General features: G+C 64.8%; 21 protein-coding genes and 3 tRNA genes. 16 read left to right on the top strand and 8 right to left on the bottom strand.

Annotation, left to right across the window (positions count from 1 at the left end; translation table 11 throughout):
* The first annotated feature begins 47 nt into the window (after nt 1–47).
* Nucleotides 48–120 (top strand) — tRNA-Asn (locus tag AC1DD3_RS03005).
* Nucleotides 121–244: 124 nt separating this feature from the next.
* A tRNA-Asn gene (locus tag AC1DD3_RS03000) sits at nt 245–317 on the top strand.
* Nucleotides 318–388: 71 nt separating this feature from the next.
* Here AC1DD3_RS03000 and AC1DD3_RS02995 read toward each other — a convergent pair.
* The 3 genes from AC1DD3_RS02995 to AC1DD3_RS02985 form a co-directional block, all read right to left on the bottom strand.
* Nucleotides 389–796, bottom strand: a complete 408-nt coding sequence (locus AC1DD3_RS02995; protein ID WP_230119013.1) for a hypothetical protein — start codon at nt 794–796, stop codon at nt 389–391.
* 76 nt (nt 797–872) lie between these two features.
* Entirely contained in the window at nt 873–1052 is a 180-nt protein-coding gene (locus tag AC1DD3_RS02990) for a hypothetical protein (RefSeq protein WP_230119014.1), read from the bottom strand.
* Nucleotides 1053–1174: 122 nt separating this feature from the next.
* Nucleotides 1175–2395 (bottom strand): multidrug effflux MFS transporter, encoded by a 1221-nt coding sequence (locus AC1DD3_RS02985; RefSeq protein ID WP_476880902.1) that lies wholly within the window; start codon nt 2393–2395, stop codon nt 1175–1177.
* Between the two features lie 182 nt (nt 2396–2577).
* On the opposite strand from AC1DD3_RS02985, the gene AC1DD3_RS02980 reads away from it, so the two are divergent.
* The 6 genes from AC1DD3_RS02980 (at nt 2578) to AC1DD3_RS02955 (ending at nt 7968) form a co-directional block, all read left to right on the top strand.
* The gene (locus tag AC1DD3_RS02980) at nt 2578–3465 is read left to right on the top strand and encodes a phage holin family protein (protein ID WP_230119016.1); all 888 of its coding nucleotides are present in this window, start codon (nt 2578–2580) and stop codon (nt 3463–3465) included.
* Between the two features lie 55 nt (nt 3466–3520).
* The gene (locus tag AC1DD3_RS02975) at nt 3521–4141 is read left to right on the top strand and encodes a CDP-alcohol phosphatidyltransferase family protein (protein ID WP_230119017.1); all 621 of its coding nucleotides are present in this window, start codon (nt 3521–3523) and stop codon (nt 4139–4141) included.
* A complete protein-coding gene (locus AC1DD3_RS02970) occupies nt 4141–5049 on the top strand; it encodes a DMT family transporter (protein WP_230119018.1) in 909 nt (302 codons plus the stop codon). The genes AC1DD3_RS02975 and AC1DD3_RS02970 overlap by 1 nt, the downstream gene beginning before the upstream one ends.
* Before the next feature lie 97 nt (nt 5050–5146).
* Entirely contained in the window at nt 5147–6343 is a 1197-nt protein-coding gene (locus AC1DD3_RS02965) for a glycosyltransferase (RefSeq protein WP_476880901.1), read from the top strand.
* Nucleotides 6344–6481: 138 nt separating this feature from the next.
* Nucleotides 6482–6555 (top strand) — tRNA-Ile (locus AC1DD3_RS02960).
* A 222-nt stretch (nt 6556–6777) separates the two neighbouring features.
* Nucleotides 6778–7968, top strand: coding sequence for an acyl-CoA dehydrogenase family protein (locus tag AC1DD3_RS02955; protein ID WP_476880900.1), 1191 nt, complete (start codon nt 6778–6780; stop codon nt 7966–7968).
* Between the two features lie 62 nt (nt 7969–8030).
* On the opposite strand, the gene AC1DD3_RS02950 is transcribed toward AC1DD3_RS02955, so the two are convergent.
* On the bottom strand, nt 8031–8579 hold the full coding sequence (locus tag AC1DD3_RS02950) for a M23 family metallopeptidase (protein WP_230119021.1): 549 nt from the start codon (nt 8577–8579) through the stop codon (nt 8031–8033).
* A 422-nt stretch (nt 8580–9001) separates the two neighbouring features.
* On the opposite strand from AC1DD3_RS02950, the gene rpsB reads away from it, so the two are divergent.
* The 6 genes from rpsB to AC1DD3_RS02920 all read left to right on the top strand — a co-directional run bounded on the left by rpsB (nt 9002) and on the right by AC1DD3_RS02920 (nt 13990).
* On the top strand, nt 9002–9913 hold the full coding sequence (gene rpsB, locus AC1DD3_RS02945; RefSeq protein WP_230119022.1) for a 30S ribosomal protein S2: 912 nt from the start codon (nt 9002–9004) through the stop codon (nt 9911–9913).
* 128 nt (nt 9914–10041) lie between these two features.
* Complete coding sequence (gene tsf, locus AC1DD3_RS02940; protein WP_230119023.1) at nt 10042–10878, top strand: translation elongation factor Ts; 837 nt, start codon at nt 10042–10044, stop codon at nt 10876–10878.
* A gap of 126 nt (nt 10879–11004) precedes the next feature.
* Nucleotides 11005–11742, top strand: coding sequence for a UMP kinase (gene pyrH, locus AC1DD3_RS02935; RefSeq protein WP_230119024.1), 738 nt, complete (start codon nt 11005–11007; stop codon nt 11740–11742).
* Between the two features lie 98 nt (nt 11743–11840).
* Nucleotides 11841–12398 (top strand): ribosome recycling factor, encoded by a 558-nt coding sequence (gene frr / locus AC1DD3_RS02930; RefSeq protein WP_230119025.1) that lies wholly within the window; start codon nt 11841–11843, stop codon nt 12396–12398.
* Nucleotides 12398–13321 carry a phosphatidate cytidylyltransferase gene (locus tag AC1DD3_RS02925; protein WP_230119026.1) on the top strand — a complete coding sequence of 308 codons (924 nt, stop codon included), beginning with the start codon at nt 12398–12400 and terminating at the stop codon, nt 13319–13321. The genes frr and AC1DD3_RS02925 overlap by 1 nt, the downstream gene beginning before the upstream one ends.
* Before the next feature lie 81 nt (nt 13322–13402).
* The gene (locus tag AC1DD3_RS02920; protein ID WP_230119027.1) at nt 13403–13990 is read left to right on the top strand and encodes a DivIVA domain-containing protein; all 588 of its coding nucleotides are present in this window, start codon (nt 13403–13405) and stop codon (nt 13988–13990) included.
* Nucleotides 13991–14035: 45 nt separating this feature from the next.
* On the opposite strand, the gene AC1DD3_RS02915 is transcribed toward AC1DD3_RS02920, so the two are convergent.
* The 4 genes from AC1DD3_RS02915 to AC1DD3_RS02900 are packed head-to-tail and all read right to left on the bottom strand — an operon-like array spanning nt 14036 to nt 17798.
* Complete coding sequence (locus tag AC1DD3_RS02915; protein WP_476880899.1) at nt 14036–15502, bottom strand: sodium/solute symporter; 1467 nt, start codon at nt 15500–15502, stop codon at nt 14036–14038.
* Nucleotides 15503–15509: 7 nt separating this feature from the next.
* Nucleotides 15510–15860: a DUF485 domain-containing protein gene (locus AC1DD3_RS02910; RefSeq protein WP_230119029.1), complete on the bottom strand. Its 351-nt coding sequence runs from the start codon at nt 15858–15860 to the stop codon at nt 15510–15512.
* Nucleotides 15857–16576, bottom strand: a complete 720-nt coding sequence (locus AC1DD3_RS02905) for a LytR/AlgR family response regulator transcription factor (RefSeq protein WP_230119030.1) — start codon at nt 16574–16576, stop codon at nt 15857–15859. The genes AC1DD3_RS02910 and AC1DD3_RS02905 overlap by 4 nt, the downstream gene beginning before the upstream one ends.
* A gap of 31 nt (nt 16577–16607) precedes the next feature.
* Entirely contained in the window at nt 16608–17798 is a 1191-nt protein-coding gene (locus AC1DD3_RS02900) for a sensor histidine kinase (protein ID WP_476880898.1), read from the bottom strand.
* Nucleotides 17799–17966: 168 nt separating this feature from the next.
* Between AC1DD3_RS02900 and AC1DD3_RS02895 the strand changes: the two genes are divergently transcribed.
* Both AC1DD3_RS02895 and AC1DD3_RS02890 read left to right on the top strand, forming a co-directional pair.
* Complete coding sequence (locus AC1DD3_RS02895) at nt 17967–18347, top strand: DUF485 domain-containing protein (RefSeq protein ID WP_230119032.1); 381 nt, start codon at nt 17967–17969, stop codon at nt 18345–18347.
* On the top strand, nt 18344–19960 hold the full coding sequence (locus AC1DD3_RS02890) for a solute symporter family protein (protein ID WP_230119033.1): 1617 nt from the start codon (nt 18344–18346) through the stop codon (nt 19958–19960). Before AC1DD3_RS02895 ends, AC1DD3_RS02890 begins: the two co-directional genes overlap by 4 nt.
* Nucleotides 19961–19975 lie beyond the last annotated feature (15 nt).

The raw sequence follows: 19975 nt of genomic DNA, 5'->3' as shown, positions 1-19975 counted from the left end.
GATTTCGTTTCCCGGCGGGGTGTTTGCTAGGCTAGTACCCGCTTCATTCCTCCTTAGCTCAATTGGCAGAGCATTCGACTGTTAATCGAAGGGTTGCTGGTTCAAGTCCAGCAGGAGGAGCGCACAGTCCCCGTTCCGGCCTCCGGAACGGGGACTTTTTTATACCCGGGCGGGGTATTTCTCCGCTCGGCCGGGCCGATTTCCCATAGCGCCGGAACCTTTGCTAATGTCGTACCTGCTTCATTCCTCCTTAGCTCAATTGGCAGAGCATTCGACTGTTAATCGAAGGGTTGCTGGTTCAAGTCCAGCAGGAGGAGCGCACAAAGTCCCGCAGCCGGCTCACCGCCGGCTGCGGGACTTTTTTTCATGTTCTGGTGTGGGCCTGCTTTCAGACGAAATCCATCTCGACCTGGAGGAACCGTTCGGCCTCGGCCACGGCGGCTGCGAAGGCCTCACTCTCGGTGGGCGGGGTGCGGGGCTGCCGCGGATGCCACTCGTGCGGCGAGGAGTGCACGCGGGTGAAGCCGCCGTCGGGCGGGGCATAGAAGATACCGAAGCGCTGCACAGGCCACTCCGGGGAGGTCTCCGGGGCCACGAGCAATGCCGCGTTGAAGGCCGGATTGAACCATTGGGCAATGGGGCGGCGGCGGTCCTCGGTGAAAAGTCCCGCCGCATAGAGAGCTGCCGACTGCGCACTGGTCTGGGTGCACAGCCGGTCCCACCACAACGGCAGTATGCCGGCGTCGCACCGCTGCCACGTGGCCGGGAGTGGGTGATGATCCTGCCAGTGGGGCACGTATCAACTTTATCTCGCAGCGGGCCGCGCGGAACAGACCCGTGCGGAGCCTCCGGGGCACCGGGGGTGCCTGTCCTCAGGGCCGGTTCCAGGGCCCCGGATTGACCCGGTACAGCAGCGCGGAGCCCGCCACGGCACCGAGGATGATGCCCATCGCAGCGTTGCCAACGGCCCTGCCGGCAAAGTAGCCTGCGACGCCGCCAAGGATCGCTCCGAGGAACAGCCCGCGGCGGTTGCGGTGCGGTTTTCGAGTCATGCGGCCAGCGTACCCGCGGACAGTGTGCGTCGGTGGCTCCGTGTATTGCTGGACCTTGGCTTGCTGGACCTCGCCTTGCTGGACCTTCGCATGGCTGGACCTTGGCTTGCTGGTTCCGCGAATCAGTGGATCGACGGCACGGTCCTGGGGCGAACCACGATCCACAGGGCTGCGGCTGCGAGGAAGATGCAGCAGGCCTGGACTGCACCCATGGGCGTGGCCGAACTGCCGCCCAGCCAACCCACCACCGGTGAGATGATGCCGGCCATGAGGAAGGTGGAGGCACCCAGCAGGGACGCAGCCGTGCCCGCCTGCGCGCCGTGGCTGGCCAGGGCGAGGACCTGGACGCTCGGGAAGGTGAAGCCTGTCCCGAGGATGTAGAACCAGAGCGGGACCATCACGCCCCAGAGCCCGAATCCCAGCTGGTCGAAGACGACGATCAGCAGGGCCATCAGGAACATCCAGGCGGTGGAGCCGGCCAGAATCCATTGGGGCGGGACCCGCCGGATGAGCCTCGAACTGGTCTGGACCCCGGCCACGATACCCAGTGAATTGATGCCGAACAGCAGGCCATATTGCTGCGGCGTGAAACCGTAGATGTCCTGGAAGAGGAATGGCGACGCGGACAGGTATGTAAACAGGCCGCCGAAGTTCATGCCGCCGACCAAAAGGAGGCCGACGAAGATCCGGTCGGAGAAGAGCGTGCGGTACCGCTCGCGGGCCGTCATCCCGGACTGGCCGCGTTTCTCACGCGGCAGCGTCTCGCGGACCAGCAACGTCGCGGCGATGATCACCAAAGTGCCGTAGCAGGCCAGGAAAACGAAGATGCCCGGCCACGGCATGGCCAGCAGCAGCTGGGATCCGATCACGGGAGCAAGGATGGGTGCCAGGCCATTGACCAGGGCCATGCGGGAGAACATCCGCACCATGGCGTAGCCGCTGAACAGGTCGCGCACCATGGCCATGGCCACCACGCCTCCGCCGGCGGCACCGATGCCCATCAGGACGCGGAACAGGCCGAGGGTTCCGATGTCTGTGGACAGCGAAGCCCCCACGGAGGCGGCAATGTGCACGGCGGTGGCCAGGATGAGCGGCAGCCGCCGGCCGAACTTGTCGCTGAACGGGCCCACCACCAGTTGCCCCAGCGCGAAGCCGACGGTGGTGCCTGTCAGGGTCAGCTGGACGGCGGCCTCCGAAACGTTCAGGCTTGCCTCCAGCGCGGGGAAGGCGGGCAGATAGAGGTCCACCGTGAAGGGTCCCAGGGCGGTGAGGGCACCAAGAAGAAGGATGTACCGGAATTTCTGGCGGCGGCTCAGGGCGTCGCCCGGGTTGGTGGTGGTCACAGAGATCAATCCTAGGGCGCAAAGATCATACTTTTACAGCGTTGGAGGGCTCGCCGGGAAGAAATTCCAGAAGTTGCGGCTGACCCTGAATGATAGTTTTGTCAGCGGGGGCGCGCTGAGCCACACGCGGGCCCCGCAACAGCCGAAGAAGAATCGACTAGGGAACCAGTTAGGCGGAACCTATGAGCGGGCGTCACAGCGGGCGGGCCAACCAGGGATTGCGTATAACTGCGCTGCCAAAAACGTTGAAACTCATCTTTAAACTGGCGCCGCGCCAGCTCAACGACGAGATTGCCCTGGCCAAGTTCGAGGTCAAGCGCAAGGGCAAACAGCTCGGCGTTGCCGGAGCCTTCTTTGGTGTGGCCGCCGTCTTCCTGGCGTTCCTGGTGACCGGGCTGATCGTCGCAGCCATCATGGGGCTCGCCACCGTGATGCCGGCCTGGCTCGCGGCGCTTCTGGTGTGCGCGGTATTCCTCCTCATCGCGCTGATTGGCGGGCTTATCGGCCTCCGGAAGTTCAAGAAGGCCATGCCGCTGGTCCCCGAGGAAACCATCCGCGGCCTGAAGCATGACCTTGGGATCGCCAAGGAGGGCTCGGACTTCGACGCTGCCTTGCTGGATCCCAACTCGCCCCAGGCCAAGGCAGCCAAGGAAGCCAAGGCTGCGGCCAAAGCCAAAGCCAAGGCGGACAAAGAAGCGAAGGCTGCCGCAGAGGCCGTTGACGTGCCGGCCGTTACTGAGCCCGAACTTCACCGCCGCCTGGCGCAGCGCCGCGAACACCTGACGGGGGTCCGCGACGAACTCAGCGAGGAAATCGACGTCAAGACCCAGGCCCAGGCCCTGCTCGGCACAGCCAGGCACCGCCTGGACCAGGGCAAGGACAAGCTCAAGGACGGCAAGGAGCGCGTAGGCGAAAAGTTTGCGGCCTTGTCCGCTTCAGCGTCTTCCTCCGGAGGCACGGCCGCAGGTTCCTTGCCGGAACAGCTGGAGGCACGGTGGAAGCCGCTGCTCGCCTTCGCCGCGTCCACCGCCGTTCTGCTTGCCCTGCTGCGCAAACTGTTCAAGAGCTGAGTGTTGCCCTGAACTCTGACAGGAAGACACCGCCGGCCATGGAGAGGGGGACCGGATGAGGTTTATCGGCGCTGGTTCCCGGCCCGGCCAGCCGCACGTCGATCACGATCTGGTCTTCACTGTCCCCAATCTCATCACGGTGCTGCGCTTCATGGGCGTGCCGCTTTTCATCTGGCTCGTGCTGGCACAGAAGGAATACGGGTTCGCCGTGCTGGTGCTCGCCATCATGGGCAGCACCGACTGGGTGGACGGTTACGTTGCCCGCCGGTTCAACCAGGCCTCCAAGCTGGGCAGGGTCATGGACCCTATCGCTGACAGGCTGGCGCTGCTCTCCGTGGCGGTGACGCTGGTGATCGCCGGTGTGGTGCAGTGGTGGTACCTGGCTGCGCTCGTGATCCCCGACGCCGTGTTGCTGACCATGTCGCTCTTCTATTTCCACAGCCATCCGGATCTGCCGGTCAGCCGGATCGGCAAGGCCCGCACCGGCCTGCTGCTGCTGGGCACTCCGCTCCTGGTGCTGTCGAAGCTGGACATTCCTTCTGCCGCTGCCTTCTTTGTGGCCGCCTGGATCGTGCTCGGCCTGGGGCTGATCGGCCACTGGATTGCGGCCTACAACTATTTCTGGGCCATCCGCCGGAAGGGCACGATGCTTACTGCCGATGGCGGGGACAGCTGATGGTGTGGCTTGCCGTTTTCCTTGCGGTGATGGGCGCGTTTTTCCTTGCCTTTGGCGCCCAGCGCCAGGGCAGCGCGGTCAAGGCCGATACCGGCGGCCTGGCCCTCAGCTCCAACGGGTTCCTTCGCCTCCTGCGCAACCGGCGGTGGGTCTTCGGCTTGCTGCTCCTGTGCACCGGCATGGTGATGAATGCGACCGCACTGGTCACAGCCCCGTTGACTGTGGTGCAGCCGATCGGTGCCATCGCGTTGGTGGTCACCACAGTGGTCAATTCCAAGGACCAAGGGCTGAGCATCAACCGGGCCACCGTAGTGGCCATCACCGCATGCGTCACCGGCTCCGCGCTGTTTGTCCTGCTTGCCGTGAACGTCACGCAGGAAAACCACCATGTGAGTTCCGACGACGAACTCACCATTGTGCTGCTGCTCGCCCTTGCCGTGGGTATTTTCGGCACCCTCGCGGCCATGTTCAAGCACCGCATGAGTGCCTTTGTCTACATTCTTGGCGCCGGCGTGCTGTTCGGATTCGTGGCGGTGCTGACCAGGATTATCGGCAAGCACTTGCTCGACCCCAACGGCCTGGGCCTGCTGAACGTGCAGTGGTATACCGTGCTCGCCATTGCCGCAGCAGGCGGGCTCGGATCCTGGTTTGTCCAGAGTGCCTACTCCACCGGGCCGCCTGATCTCGTGATCGCCGGCCTGACCGTCATCGACCCCATTGTGGGCATCGCGATCGGCATCGCCATCCTGGGTGAGCTGCGGCCCGATGTCCACGCCGTGATGGCGATTGCCATGGGTACGGCGGCAACCCTTGCTATCGTGGGAGTAATCGCCCTCTCCCGGCACCATCCCGAGGTCACCAAGCGGAAGAAAGACGCTCGGAAGGCCGCTGGCAGGGCGTCCCACTAGCCGACTTTTCACAGCGGGCCAGGCGCAAAACGTGCCAGCGGCCACCCGGCGTGGACAGCCGCAGCTGAACACGCCGTGACCACCAGGAGCTCTCCACGTGACCATGCCCGATGCCCAGCGTCCCCTGACCATCCTCATTGCGGCCGACACCTATCCGCCCCACGTCAACGGAGCCGCCCAGTTCGGCTACCGGCTGGCGAAGGGCCTGACCGGCCGCGGACACAACGTCCATGTCCTTGCTTGCCGGCCAGACAAGGGCAGGAGCTTCACGGAGTTCCGCACGGAAGCAACCGTTCACCGCCTTCGCTCGCACGGCGTCTTCACGCATGAGTATTTCCGGATCTGCCTTCCCTGGGAGATCAAGAAGGAGATCAGCCTCCTGTTCGACAAGGTCCAGCCGGACGTGGTGCACATCCAAAGCCACTACATGATTGGTGAGCACGTGCTCTACGAGGCGGTGAAGCGTGGCATCCGGATAGTTGCCACGAACCACTTCATGCCGGAAAACCTCAATCCGTTCCTGCCGTTCCCGCAGTGGTTCAAGGACATCATCGGGAAGATTTCCTGGCGGGACATGGGCAAGGTGATGGGCCAGGCTGACGTCGTCACGACGCCCACACCGCTGGCGGCGAAGGCGATGCACCAGCATGCCTTCCTCCGCAAGGTCCTGCCGCTGTCCAACGGCATCGACTCGGCCGCTTACGAACTGAAGCCGGACGAGGTCATCAAGCCGCACGCCCATCCGACAGTGCTGTTTGCCGGCCGCCTGGCGGAGGAGAAGCACGTCGATGTGCTGATCAAGGCCGTGGCGGCCGCTCCCGCGGACTTGAATGTGCACCTGGAGATCGTTGGCGGCGGCGAGGTCCGCCCTGCCCTGGAGTCCCTCGTCCACCGGCTTGGACTGCAGGGCCGGGTGAAGTTCCTGGGCCTTGCCAGCGACGAAGAGCTCCGCGAGGCCTACATCCGGGCGGACATCTTCTGCATGCCGGGAACCGCCGAGTTGCAGTCCCTCGTTACCCTTGAGGCGATGTCCGCCTCTACTCCCGTGCTGCTGGCCGACGCCATGGCGCTACCGCACCTGGTGCGGGACGGCGAGAACGGCTACCTGTTCACTCCGAATGACAGTGCGGACCTGTCAGAGAAGCTGACGCGGATCCTGCGCCTGCCGGCCGAGGAGCGGAAGGCCATGGGGCACGCCAGCCGCTGCATGGTGGAGCCCCACAGCATCCAGGGGACCCTGCAGACCTTTGAGGATCTGTACCGCGGCGCGAGCTACGACGACAAAGTGGTCTAGAAGGACGTCGTCTGGAAGAAGGTCTTCTGGAAGCAGGCCGTCGAGGGGTGCGTGGTCTAAAGCCGTTCGCCAGTTTGCTAGAGTGTTTCTGCCCCTCAGATGACGGGCCCCGGTCAGGGGCCCCGGAATCGGGGGCGGGGGGCTATAGCTCAGCTGGTTAGAGCGCGGGACTCATAATCCTAAGGTCCTCGGTTCAAGTCCGAGTAGCCCTACCCGTTCTGCACAGAGCCGTGACCGACGTTTCAACGTCGGTCACGGCTCTTTCTGCTTTCCGGGGGGCCCGGTCTCCGGGCCTGCCTCGTTCCCCGGGAAGGATGTCGTTTCCGGGGGCTTTGTTTCCCGCGGCAACTGCGGTAAGTTACTGGTCAGTAACATATCTTAGGTGCAATGCCCGGAGTCTCTCAGGTCACTGCTGATCACCGCGAAGGAACACCATGTCCGAAGCCGCAATTGACATCAACAACCTTCCCTATGCCGACGGAGACTTTTTCGCCTTCGAGCAGTTGCTCAACAGCAAGGAGCAGGACCGGCTGGCCGAGATCCGCGCTTTCCTGGCCCGCGAGGTGAAGCCCATTGCGGTGGACTGCTGGAACCGTGGCGAGTTCCCCATGGAACTGATTCCCAAGCTGGCCGAGATCGACCTCGTCAGCCCAGTGCGGCGCCAGGGCTACTCCAATCTTTTTGCCGGCATTGTGCACGCGGAAGTCACCCGGGCGGATACGTCCATCGCCACGTTCATGGGCGTCCACGACGGCCTTTTCACCGGATCCATAGAAGCGCTGGCCTCCCGGGAACAGCAGGATGCCTGGCTGCCGGACGTTTACTCCCTCAAGAAGATCGGCGCCTTCGGCCTGACGGAACCGCTGGGCGGCTCCGACGTTGCGGGCGGAACCCGCACCACGGCACGGCGCGACGGCGACCACTGGATCCTCAATGGCGCCAAGCGCTGGATCGGCAATGCCACATTCTCGGACTGGGTGGTCATCTATGCCCGGGATGTGACCGACAACCAGGTGAAGGGCTTTCTGGTGGACACCACCCTCCCCGGGTTCAGCGCCACCAAGATCGAGAACAAGATCTCCCTCCGGACGGTCCAGAACGCGGACATCACACTCGAGAACGTGGCAGTCCCGGAGTTCTTCAAGCTGGCCAACGCCGACAGTTTCCGCGACACCAACAAGGTCCTCAAGGTCACACGCCTCGCCGTGGCCTGGCAGGCTGTGGGCCAGCAGCTGGCCGCCTTCGACGTCGCCCGCCGCTACGCTGTGGAACGCCATCAGTTCGGACGCCCGCTGGCCTCCTTCCAGCTGGTGCAAAGCCAGCTTGTGCAGATCCTGGGGAATGCCGTCAGCTCCATGGGCATGATGGTCCGCCTGTCACAGCTGGAAGACGCCGGGCAGGCCAAGGACGAACAATCAGCGCTTGCAAAGGCCTTTACGACCGCCCGCATGCGGGAAAGCGTGGCCATGGGCCGCAGCCTGCTGGGCGGAAACGGCATCGTCACCGACTTCGAGATGGCCAAGATCTTCGCCGACGCCGAGGCCGTCTACTCCTACGAAGGGACGCACGAAGTGAACACCCTGGTCACGGGGCGCGCCATCACCGGCGTTTCGGCCATCGTCTAGTGGTCCGGCCATCGTCTAGTCAGCGCCGGTACCAGCCGGCTGCCCCCTCCTGACGCGTGCGGTCAGCCGGGAGGATCCCGCTCCAGTGGCAGAAGGATCGATGGCCTCAGATCCAGGACGAATTGCAGTGGATTCACATAGTCGTCTCCCCGGCGCACACCCCAGTGAACGCATGGCGTCGCCCCGCAGTGCCCGGGGAGCAGCGTGCCCAGGGGGTCTCCCTTGCCCACGGCGTCGCCCTTCGAAAGTGTGCTGCGCACGGGTTCGAAGCTGCTGCGCAGGCCGTTGCCGTGGTCAACGGTGATGACGGGCCGGTCCACCACAACTCCCACGAAGCTGACGGTGCCGTTCTCCGGGGAGGTGACGGGGGCGCCGTCGGACGCCGACCTGAGGTCCACGCCGCGGTGCCCGCTAAGCCACGGCTTGTCCGGCGGATCGAAGGCCCGCAGCACTGCGGGCCGGGGAGTGAGCGGCCAGATCCACGACGGCGCAGCGGGCGGCACAACCGCCGGACTGAGCCCGGTGCCCGGCGGACCGTTTCCTGGAACAGCCGAGGGCGCCGCGGCCGCAGCGGCGATCAGGAGAGCTGTCAGGAGGACGGAGGCTTTCATCTGTCCAGCTTTGCGCCTATGCCGGATGGTGAAAACAGGCGTCGCGCCGTATGTGGAAAACGCCCGCGGAGTCGTGGAAGTTGGTGCATCGGCGGCGGACCGCTGTAGTACACTTGACGGAGCAGTTTGCTGTGCCCTCAACGTATTCCAATTCTCTTGGGTAGCGTCAGCACGCCCCATTCAGGAGTGCGGGGGAGCAGCAGCTGACTACGCGTATCCAGCCCTCCAGCACCGGAAGCCACAGGTTCCCGGCGGAGGATTGTGCCTCTTGCGGTCAGGTCCGGCAACGGTCCTGATGAGAAGCGCAATGGATGCCAGGAGCAACGCCTGCCTTGGGCGAAGCTAATTAACCGTCAACTATTGGCAGGGTAAGAGCGGCCTACGGGCTCTCTCATGAATGACCTGCCGGAAGGAGCGTCGGCATGCCCGTCGTAACCATGCGCCAGCTGCTTGACAGCGGCGTCCACTTTGGACACCAGACACGTCGTTGGAACCCGAAGATGAAGCGATTCATCTTCACGGAGCGCAACGGCATCTACATCATTGACCTCCAGCAGTCGCTGTCCTACATCGACCGCGCGTACGAGTTCGTCAAGGCCACCGTTGCACACGGCGGCACCGTGCTCTTCGTCGGCACCAAGAAGCAGGCCCAGGAAGCAATTGCCGAGCAGGCCACCCGCGTTGGCCAGCCGTACGTCAACCAGCGTTGGCTCGGCGGCATGCTGACCAACTTCCAGACGGTTGCCAAGCGTATCCAGCGCATGAAGGAACTCGAAGAGATCGACTTCGACGACGTCGCCGGTTCCGCTTACACCAAGAAGGAACTGCTGCTCCTCCGTCGCGAACTCACGAAGCTTGAGTCCAACCTCGGTGGTATCCGCAACCTCACCAAGGCACCTTCAGTGCTCTGGATCGTGGACACCAAGAAGGAACACCTGGCTGTTGACGAAGCCAAGAAGCTCAACATCCCGGTTGTGGCCATCCTGGACACCAACTGCGATCCCGACGAAGTCGACTTCCCGATCCCGGGCAACGACGACGCCATCCGCTCCGTGAACCTCCTGACCCGCGTTGTTGCTGACGCTGTTGCAGAGGGCCTGATCGCCCGCAACCAGCGTGCAACCGGCACTGCCGAGACCCCGGAAGAGCCGCTGGCCGAGTGGGAGCGCGAACTCCTCGAGGGCAGCAAGGCCGAAGCCGCCGCTGCTGAGGCACCTGCTGCTGAGGCACCGGTTGCAGAGGAAGCCCCGGCTGCTGAGGCGCCGGCTGCTGAAGCTGCCCCCGCTGCAGAGGAAGCCCCGGCTGCTGCCGAGGCCACCGACGCCGAGAAGTAAACAACTCCACCGGGATTTCCCGGCGCTGTTCCCAGCGCCGGGGTAACTGACAGGATGGCGGCTCACCAGGTGAGCTGCCGTCCTGTCGGTCCGTACACCACATAAATTTTCTAGACAGAGGGGTTCACATGGCGAACTACACTGCCGCTGATATCAAGGCTCTGCGCGAGCGCACCGGCGCCGGCATGATGGATGTCAAGAAGGCTCTCGACGAAGCCAACGGCGACGCCGAGAAGGCTATCGAGATCATCCGCATCAAGGGCCTGAAGGGCGCTACCAAGCGTGAAGGTCGTTCCACCGCTGAAGGCCTGGTTGCTGCCAAGGTCGACGGCAAGGTCGGCGTGATGATTGAAGTCAACTGCGAGACCGACTTCGTGGCCAAGGCTGACAAGTTCATCCAGCTCGCCGACAGGGTCCTGGCCATCGCCGTCGAGTCCGGCGCAGCCGACCTCGAGACCCTGCTCGCCACCGACGTGGACGGCAAGCCGCTGTCCGAGGTTGTTGTCGAAGAGGGCGCCATCCTCGGCGAGAAGGTAGTAGTCCGCCGCATCTCCCGCATCGAGGGTGCCACGGTCGACGCTTACCTGCACAAGACCTCCAAGGACCTTCCGGCCCAGGTCGGCGTTCTGTTCGCCGTTGATGGTGAAGGTGAAGCTGCTGCCACCGCAGCCCACGACGTCGCGGTCCACATCGCAGCCATGGCCCCGAACTACCTCTCCCGCGAGGATGTTCCGGCTGACCTGGTCGCGTCCGAGCGCCGCATCGCCGAGGAGACTGCCAAGGCCGAGGGCAAGCCCGAAGCCGCCATGACCAAGATTGTGGAAGGCCGCGTGACGGGCTTCTACAAGGGTGAAGTCCTGGTCGACCAGGCCTTCGCCAAGGATGCCAAGAAGTCTGTTGCGCAGATCCTCGAAGAGGCCGGCGTCAAGGGAACAGCCTTCACGCGTTTCCGCGTCGGTTCCTAGTCAGACACGCAAGGGGGGTGGTCACTTCGGTGGCCGCCCCTTTTGCATGCACCGGCCACAGCGGGATATGAGCTTTGGCCGCACAGCACGATAACCTAGCTCAGAACTCACCAACGGGAAGGCACCATGGAAGCCGTCAATACTTCAGTCCAGTCAGAGAAGAGCAGGCGCCGGGTCCTCCTGAAGCTGTCCGGTGAGGTCTTCGGAGGCGGCAAGCTCGGCGTCGACCCGGACACCGTCCGCGGAGTCGCCAAACAGATCGCCGCAGCCGTTCCCGACGTCGAGGTTGCCATTGTGGTGGGCGGCGGCAACTTCTTCCGCGGAGCCGAACTGTCCCAAAGCGGAATGGACCGCTCACGTGCCGACTACATGGGCATGCTGGGAACAGTCATGAACTGCCTGGCACTCCAGGACTTCCTTGAGCAGGCCGGCGTCGGGACCCGTGTCCAGAGCGCCATCACCATGGGACAGGTCGCCGAGGCGTACATTCCACGCCGCGCCATCCGCCACATGGAGAAGGGCAGGGTGGTCATCTTCGGTGCCGGTGCCGGCCTGCCGTACTTTTCCACGGACACGGTGGCCGCACAACGCGCCCTCGAGGTCCACGCGGACGTGGTGCTCATGGCGAAGAGCGGTGTGGACGGCGTCTACACCGCCGACCCCAAGAAGGATCCGACCGCCGAGAAGCTGGAAAAGCTCAGCTACGACGACGCGCTTCGCCGCGACATCCGGGTCATGGACCAGACGGCCATGACCATGTGCAAGGACAACAACCTCTCCATGGTGGTGTTTGGCATGGAAGGCGAAGGCAACGTCACGCGTGCCATCCGCGGTGAAGAGCTGGGAACGCTGGTCACCCCCTAGTTACAGCTAGGATATTTCTAGGAAGGTTCCGTCCATCGGGCGGAACCAGGATTGTGAAATGCCCCGGTCCGCCGGGAACCGATTTCTGAGGAGAGACCGTGATCGAAGAAACCTTGCTCGAAGCCGGGGACAAGATGGACAAGGCAGTCGAGGTAGCCAAGGAAGACTTCGCCTCGATCCGGACGGGCCGGGCAACCCCGGGCCTCTACAACAAGGTGATGGTGGAGTACTACGGAACCCCCACGCCCCTTCAGCAGCTGGCGTCCTTCGCGGTTCCCGATGCGCGCACCATCCTGATCACCCCGTACGACAAGACCGCCCTGCGCGACATTGAACGTGCCCTTAGTGACTCTGAAGTCGGAGCCAACCCGTCCAACGACGGCAACGTTATCCGCATCACCATTCCTGACCTCACTCAGGAACGCCGCAAAGAATACGTGAAGATCGTCAAGTCCAAGGGCGAAGACGCCAAGGTCTCCATCCGCAACATCCGCCGCAAGGCCAAGGAAACCCTGGACCGCCTGGTCAAGGACGGCGAGGCCGGCGAGGACGAGGGCAGCCGAGGGGAAAAGGAGCTCGACGCCATCACCAAGCAGCATGTCGACGGTATCGATGAGCTGCTGAAGCGCAAGGAAGCAGAGCTGCTCGAAGTCTGATGGGCCAAGCACAGCAGGCCCCCGGAGCGCGGGCGCGATCGCGGACCCGGCAGCCGAGGCCTAATCCGACTCCCGGAGCCGGGCGCAACCTGCCGGCGGCAACCGCCGTCGGACTGGCCATGCTCTTCGCAGTGCTGGGCGGGCTGCTGTTCCTGCCGCTGGGTTTCGTCGCAGTGACCACCACGTTCGCCGTCTTTGGAGTGTGGGAAATCTTCCGCGCACTGGAGGCCAACGGCACGCGGCTGCCCATTGTCCCGGTGATGGTAGGCACCGTGGCCATGCCGTTTTCGGCCTACTTCGGTGGGCTGGAAAGCCTGTTGTTCGCCTTGCTGGCCAGCAGCGTGGCTGTTCTCCTGTGGCGCTCGGTCGAAAGCGCCGTCGGCTCATCACGCAGCATTTTCGCCGGTGTCTTTACCTTGGCGTGGGTTCCCTTCCTGATCAGTTTCGCCGCACTGCCGCTCCACGTTGCGGTGGGCGTGACCCCCATAGGACTGTGGCCCGGCGGAGCGGTGCCTGAGGGTGCCTGGCAGGTGGTCATTCTGCTTCTGCTGGTGGTCTCCAACGACACCTTCGGCTACTTGGTGGGCGCTTCACTGGGCAAGCACCCGATGGCTCCCAAGATCAGTCCCAAGAAATCGTGGGAAGGCTTTGCCGGATCCATTGCGGGGGCGATGGTGATTGGCATCCTGGCCTGTGTCTTCGTACTCGGGAAACCGTGGTGGGTGGGAGTGATTCTCGCCGTGGGAATGGTGGCATCCTCTACCGCCGGCGATCTTGCGGAATCCATGGTCAAGCGCGAACTCGGCATTAAGGACATGAGCAGCATCCTTCCCGGCCACGGCGGGGTCATGGACCGGCTGGATTCCATCGTCTTCGCGTCCCCGGTGGCCTTCCTGCTGTTCGTCCTCGTCTCCGGGGCCTGACAGCTACCCGGCACGGGGCGGCACACCGCAACGCCCTAAAATGGTGCGGTTACGACTTAGCTGAAAAGCATTGAAGGAAACATGGTAAGAGTGGACAGCAAACGGCAGATTCCCGCGTCTTTCGAACGCGTGGCCCGCACCGTATACGGTTATAACGCCAAGCAGGTGGACCAGTTCCTGCAGCGGGCCCGCGTTTCACTCGAGACACCCGAGACGGCCGTCCACCCCATCCGAAGCGCCGACGTCCGGGCCGTGTCCTTCGACCCCGTCAAGGGCGGATACGCGGCCACCAACGTGGACGCGGCGCTGGACCGGCTGGAGGATGCCTTCGCCCGGCGTGAACGCGACGAACTCATAGCCGAGCAGGGAGAAGAGGCCTGGCTGCGGCAGATCGGGCAGCTTTCCGGAACTCTGAGGGGCCGGCTCCACCGGCCCGACGGCGAGCGGTTCCGCCGCCCGGCCAAGAAGAAGGCGCGCAGCTACAGCACCAAGGACGTGGACCGGCTGTGCATGGACCTGATCGGCTACCTCGAAGAGGACAAGCCGCTCAGCGTCGATAACGTCCGCCGCGCCGTGTTCCGCCCGGCCGTGGGCCAGGCCGGCTACGAGGAAACCCAGGTGGACGCCTTCCTGGACCGGGTGGTCGAACTCATGGCTGCCATCGACTGACCCCAACATGACGCAGCACTCCGACCGCCGTGGAACGCGTGTGATTTAACGCTCTGTGGCGAGGGGCCGTTCGGGCGTATGGAGCCTGGTCATCACCTTGGTGATCGTTCGCGGGACCCGTTTTTTCGTGGCCCTGGACGTCAGGATCATGACGGCGAAGGCGGCGGGCACTGTCCACGCCGCGGGTTGCGCCAGCCAGAAGGGTGTGCCGCCAGCGCCGAGTGCACCGCCGGCCACCATGGCTCCGCCGCAGAGCAGGCCGCCTGTCGCCATGCCTGCGATGGCGCCGGCGTCGGTAAGGCCCCGCCACCAGATGCCCAGCAACAGCACCGGGCAGATGGTCGAGGCCGTGAAGGCGAACACCAGTCCCACGCTGCCGGCCAAAGCCAGGGAATCCGTCATGAACGCCAAGCCCAGCGGAACCGTCGCGGAAATGAGCGCGGCCAGCCTGAATCCGCGGACGCTGCCGCCGAGCACATCCTGGCTGATCACGCCGGCGAGGGAAACCACGAGTCCCGACGTTGTGGAGAGGAAAGCGGCAAAGGCGCCCGCCACGACCAGCGCGGACAGCAGTTCGCCGGCCGGTCCGCCGATGAGGCGCCCGGGCAGCAGCAGGACGAGTGCGTCGGCCTGCCCCGCCTGGGCAAGTCCCGGCGCGAACACCCGGCCGGCGAGCCCGTAGGCCGTGGGGAACAGATAGAACACGGACAGCAGCCCCAGCACGATCAGGGTGGTCCGCCGGGCTGAATGCCCGTCCGGGTTGGTGTAGAAGCGAACCAGCACATGCGGCAGTCCCAGCGTTCCGAACAGCAGGGCGACCAGCAGCGAGATGTTCTGGTACGGACCGGCGGGGGCCAGCCCCGTGGGGTTCGTGGCAGCAGCGGCCACCGCGGGGGTGCCGTTGTCTGTCAGGGCCAGGACGATGAAAACAAACGGTACGGCCAGCGCGGTGAGCTTGAGCCAGTATTGGAAGGCCTGCACGAAGGTGATGGAGCGCATCCCTCCGGCCACGACCGTCAGGCACACGACCACCACGACGGCCGTGGACCCCACCCATGCCGGCAGGCCCGTCGTGGTCCGGATCGTGAGGGCAGCGCCATGGAGCTGGGGGACGATGTACAGCCAGCCCACGATAACCACGGCGAGGCTTGTCACCCGCCGCACGGCCCGGGAATCCAGCCGGGCCTCGGTGAAATCGGGAATCGTGTAGGCCCCCGAGCGGCGGAGCGGGGCGGCCACGAACAGCAGGAGCATCAGGTACCCGGCCGTGTAGCCCACGGGGAACCACAGGGCATCGGTGCCGGACAGCAGAATCAGTCCGGCCACGCCCAGGAAGCTCGCGGCGGACAGATACTCGCCGCCGATCGCGGATGCATTCCACCAAGGCCGGACGGTGCGGGACGCGACGTAGAAGTCGCCGGTGGTCCGGGAAATCCGGAGCCCGTAGAAGCCGATGACGGCCGTGGCGACGGAGACGGCTGCGATGGCAAGGATCCCCACGGCGGGGTTCACCGGGCCATCACCTGTCCTCGGCGAGGTCGCGGTAACGGGCCTCGTTCCGCGCGGCGCTGCGGATGTACAGCCAGGCGCTGAGCCCCGTCACAGGGTAGATGCCTGCGCCCAAAAGCAGCCAGTCGAAGGGGATGCCGGCAACCCGTGACTCCGCCAGTCCGGGGATGGCTGCCAGCAGGAGCGGAAAGGCGCCAAGGATCAGGAGGAAGCCGCCCGCCACCACGAGGGCAAGCCGCAGCTGCGAACGGATCAGGGACCGGACGAAGACCTGCCCCACCGCTGATTCCTCTGCCGCTTCCCGCGACTGGAGGACAGGCCTGGCCGCGGAGCGCGGCGCCGTCACCCTGATCCGCGTCATGCCTGCGGCCGGATGCGGGTCGCTTCGAGCTTCTCCCTGACAGCCGGCAGAAGCCGCCGGCTGATCGGCAGTTCGGCGGCCTCCACGGTGACACTGGGGCGGGCTGCGGTCAGCTTCAGGTGCGTGACGTGGGACAGTGCAATGAGGTAGGAACGGTGCGTCCTGATGAAGCCGGCGTCCGCCCACTGCTGCTCAAGGTCCGCCAGTGGGACCCGGATCAGATAGCTGGCATCGGCGGTGTGGAGCCTGGCGTAGTCGCCCTGCGCCTGGACATACATGACGTCGTCGCGCCGGATCATCCTGGTGGTGCCGCCCTGGTCAACCGTGATCATCTCCGGCACCGCGCCGCCGTCGCGGATCAGTTCGCTGATCCGCCCCACAGAACGGGCGAGCCGCTCGGCACGCACCGGCTTCAGCAGGTAGTCCACCGCCGCCAGCTCGAACGCCTCGAGCGCGCAGTCCTCGTCGGCGGTGACAAATACGACGGCCGGCGGCCGGGCGCTGCGGGAAATCACCCGTGCGATGTCCAGGCCGGACACCGCCGGCATGTGGATATCGAGGAAGACAGCATCCACGGACTCCGCTTCCAGAGCCCGCAGCGCCTCGGCCCCGGATGATGCGCGGTGGATTGTGCCGATACGGTCATCCTTGCCCAGCAGGAAGGCGAGTTCTTCAACGGCGGGCAGCTCGTCGTCGGCGACGAGGACGTTAATCATGGTTCTAGGTTATCTTCCGGTCCGGGAGGGTTCAGGCGTCATGGCCAGGCTGGGACTTCGGAACCCGCATGGTGATCAGCGTCCCTTCCCCTGGAGCCGTCTCGATCACCAGTCCGTGGTCGTCACCGTAGACCTGGCGAAGGCGTGCGTCCACGTTCCGCAGGCCAACGTGTTCGCCGTCCGTATGCCCCGCGAGCATGGACTGGAGCTGCACCGGATCCATCCCCACGCCGTCGTCCTCGATGGTGACTTCCGCGAATGCGCCGGAATCGTTCGCCGCGATGGTGATGTGTCCGGGCCCCTCCTTCGCTTCCAGGCCGTGCCGGACGGCGTTTTCCACCAGTGGCTGCAGGCTCAGGAAGGGAATGACCGTGCTCAGCACTTCGGGGGCGATCCGCAGGCTCACCTGGACCCGATCGCCGAACCGTGCCCGTTCCAGCAAGAGGTACCGGTCGATGCACCGCAGTTCCTCGGCCAGGGTGGTGAAATCGCCGTGCCGGCGGAACGAGTACCGGGTGAAGTCCGCGAACTCCACCACAAGCTCGCGCGCCCGCGCGGGGTCGGTATTGATGAAGGATGCGATCGCGTTCAGGGAGTTGTAGATGAAGTGCGGACTGATCTGCGCCCGCAGGGCCCGCACCTCCGCCTCCATCAGCAGCGTCCGCGAAGCATCAAGTTCGGCCAGCTCCACCTGCGCTGCCACCCAGTCCGCCACTTCGCTCGTGGCGCGCACCAGGCCGGCGCCGGCGGACGGGGCAAAGGCCGCAACTACGCCCACCACGCGGGACCCGGCCCTGATCGGCGCAATGACGGCGGACGCAATGCGCCCGACGGACAGGACGGGATATTCCCCGGCATTGATCACTTGGGTCCGTCCGCCCGTGAGCACATCCGCGGCGAGGCCCATCAGCCGCGGCCTGAGCTCATCGGCGGCACCGTCCCATGCCAGCACCCCGGACACGTCCGTGATGGCCAGTGCGTCGCAGCCCAGCAGGGCCCGCAACTGTTTGCTGGCTTTTGAGGCCCCCGCGGGATTCAGTCCCGTCCGCAAGTGCTGGCCGGCTTTCGACGCCGCGTGCAGCGTGTTGTAGGTGGCCCGCTCGGCATCGGTGCCCAGCTCGCGGAAGGAACGGAGCACCTTGAGTCCAACGCCGACGACGACGGCGATCGCCAAGGCGATGACCGCAACGGCCGCCGCGGAATAGAGGGGAGAGTCGGGCATGCAGCCAGCGTAGCGCGTGCCGTTTGCCGCAGCATCGCGACCGCTAGGCGACCGGTTTTCCGCGACCACTGGTCACGCCGCACAGGAAGGGAGCACAGTGATGGGAGTCACATCGGCGGAGGATTGTGCGGCCGGCGGTGTGGGAGGCAGTCTCAATGAGGAGGAATGATGGGTAATGACGCCCGAACTCCGGACGTAGCGGCGTCCGCGGACTTCAAGGAAGTCCAAGCCACCGAGCAGTTCAGGGAACTGCGTAAGCGCCACCGCAGCTTTGTGTTTCCCATGGCCATTGCATTCCTGCTGTGGTACTTCGCCTATGTGCTGCTGGCCGACTACGCCGCGGACTTCATGTCCACCAAGGTGTGGGGGAACATCAACGTCGGGCTGATCATGGGCCTGCTGCAGTTCGTCACCACATTTGCCATCACCGGCTGGTACGTCAGCTACTGCAACAGGAGGCTGGACCCCATCGCAGCGGAGATCCGCCACGGTATTGAAGGACACGAATTCGACAAAGCGGGCAACCGCGTGGGCGGGGAAACTCCATGATCAGCATTCCAGCGGCGGTCGACGTCGCCGCGCTCAAGGACACAACCCTCCTGAACATGGGGATCTTCGGCCTGTTTGTCGCGGTCACCATGGTGATCGTCCTGCGGGCGAGCCGGAACAACAAGACCGCGGCTGATTACTACGCCGCCGGCCGGTCCTTCACCGGATCGCAGAACGGAACGGCCATCGCGGGCGACTACCTGTCCGCGGCCTCGTTCCTGGGCATCACGGGCGCCATCGCCGTCAACGGCTATGACGGCTTCATGTACTCCATCGGTTTCCTGGTCGCGTGGCTCGTGGCGCTCCTACTGGTGGCGGAACTGCTCCGCAACACCGGTAAGTTCACCATGGCCGATGTCCTCTCCTTCCGCCTCAAACAGCGCCCGGTCCGCATCGCGGCAGCCATCTCCACGCTGGCCGTCTGCTTCTTCTACCTCCTCGCCCAGATGGCCGGCGCGGGCAGCCTGATCTCCCTGCTGCTGGGCATCAGCGACTGGGGCGGCCAGGCCCTGGTGATCATCGTCGTGGGCGCCCTCATGATCATGTACGTCCTCATCGGCGGCATGAAGGGAACCACGTGGGTGCAGATCATCAAGGCGATGCTGCTCATCGCGGGTGCCGCCGTCATGACCTTCTGGGTCCTGGCGATCTACGGCTTCAACCTCTCCGACCTGCTGGGCGGCGCGGTGGAAACCGCGAAGAACCCGGCAGTGCTGAACCCCGGACTGCAGTACGGCAAGACCGAAACCTCCAAGCTGGACTTCATGTCCCTGGGCCTTGCCCTGGTCCTCGGCACGGCAGCCCTGCCGCACGTGCTGATGCGCTTCTACACCGTGCCCACGGCCAAGGAAGCCCGGAAGTCCGTTGTGTGGTCCATCGGGCTGATCGGCCTGTTCTACCTCTTCACCCTGGTCCTGGGCTATGGCGCTGCCGCGCTGGTCGGTGCCGACACCATCAAGGCAGCCCCGGGCGGGGTCAACTCCGCAGCTCCGCTGCTTGCCTTCTACCTGGGCGGACCGCTGCTCCTGGGATTCATCTCGGCGGTGGCCTTCGCCACCATCCTCGCCGTGGTGGCCGGGCTCACCATCACAGCTGCGGCGTCCTTCGCCCATGACATCTATGCCAGCGTCATCGCCAAGGGAAAGGCCGACGCCGACACAGAGGTCAAGGTGGCGCGACGCACTGTGGTGGTCATCGGCATCATGGCGATTCTCGGCGGCATCTTCGCCAACGGGCAGAACGTGGCCTTCCTGGTGGCGCTCGCGTTTGCCGTCGCGGCCTCCGCCAACTTGCCGACCATCATCTACTCGCTGTTCTGGCGCAGATTCACCACCCAGGGCGCCGTCTGGAGCATGTACGGCGGCCTCGCCTCGGCGATCATCCTGATCGCGTTGTCGCCGGTGGTCTCCGGAGCGAAGACGTCCATGCTTCCGGGCGCCAACTTCGCCGTCTTCCCGTTGAGCAACCCGGGCATCGTGTCCATCCCGCTGGCATTCTTTTTGGGCTGGCTTGGCACGGTCCTGGACAAGAAGAGGGAGGACACCACCAAGCAGGCCGAGATGGAGGTCCGTTCACTGACCGGCGTGGGCGCCGAGAAGGCCGTTGACCACTAGCCCCGTGAGCGATGA

The organism is Arthrobacter sp. 05T444, from assembly GCF_056395905.1.
This window is presented reverse-complemented; position numbering and strand designations above follow the sequence as displayed.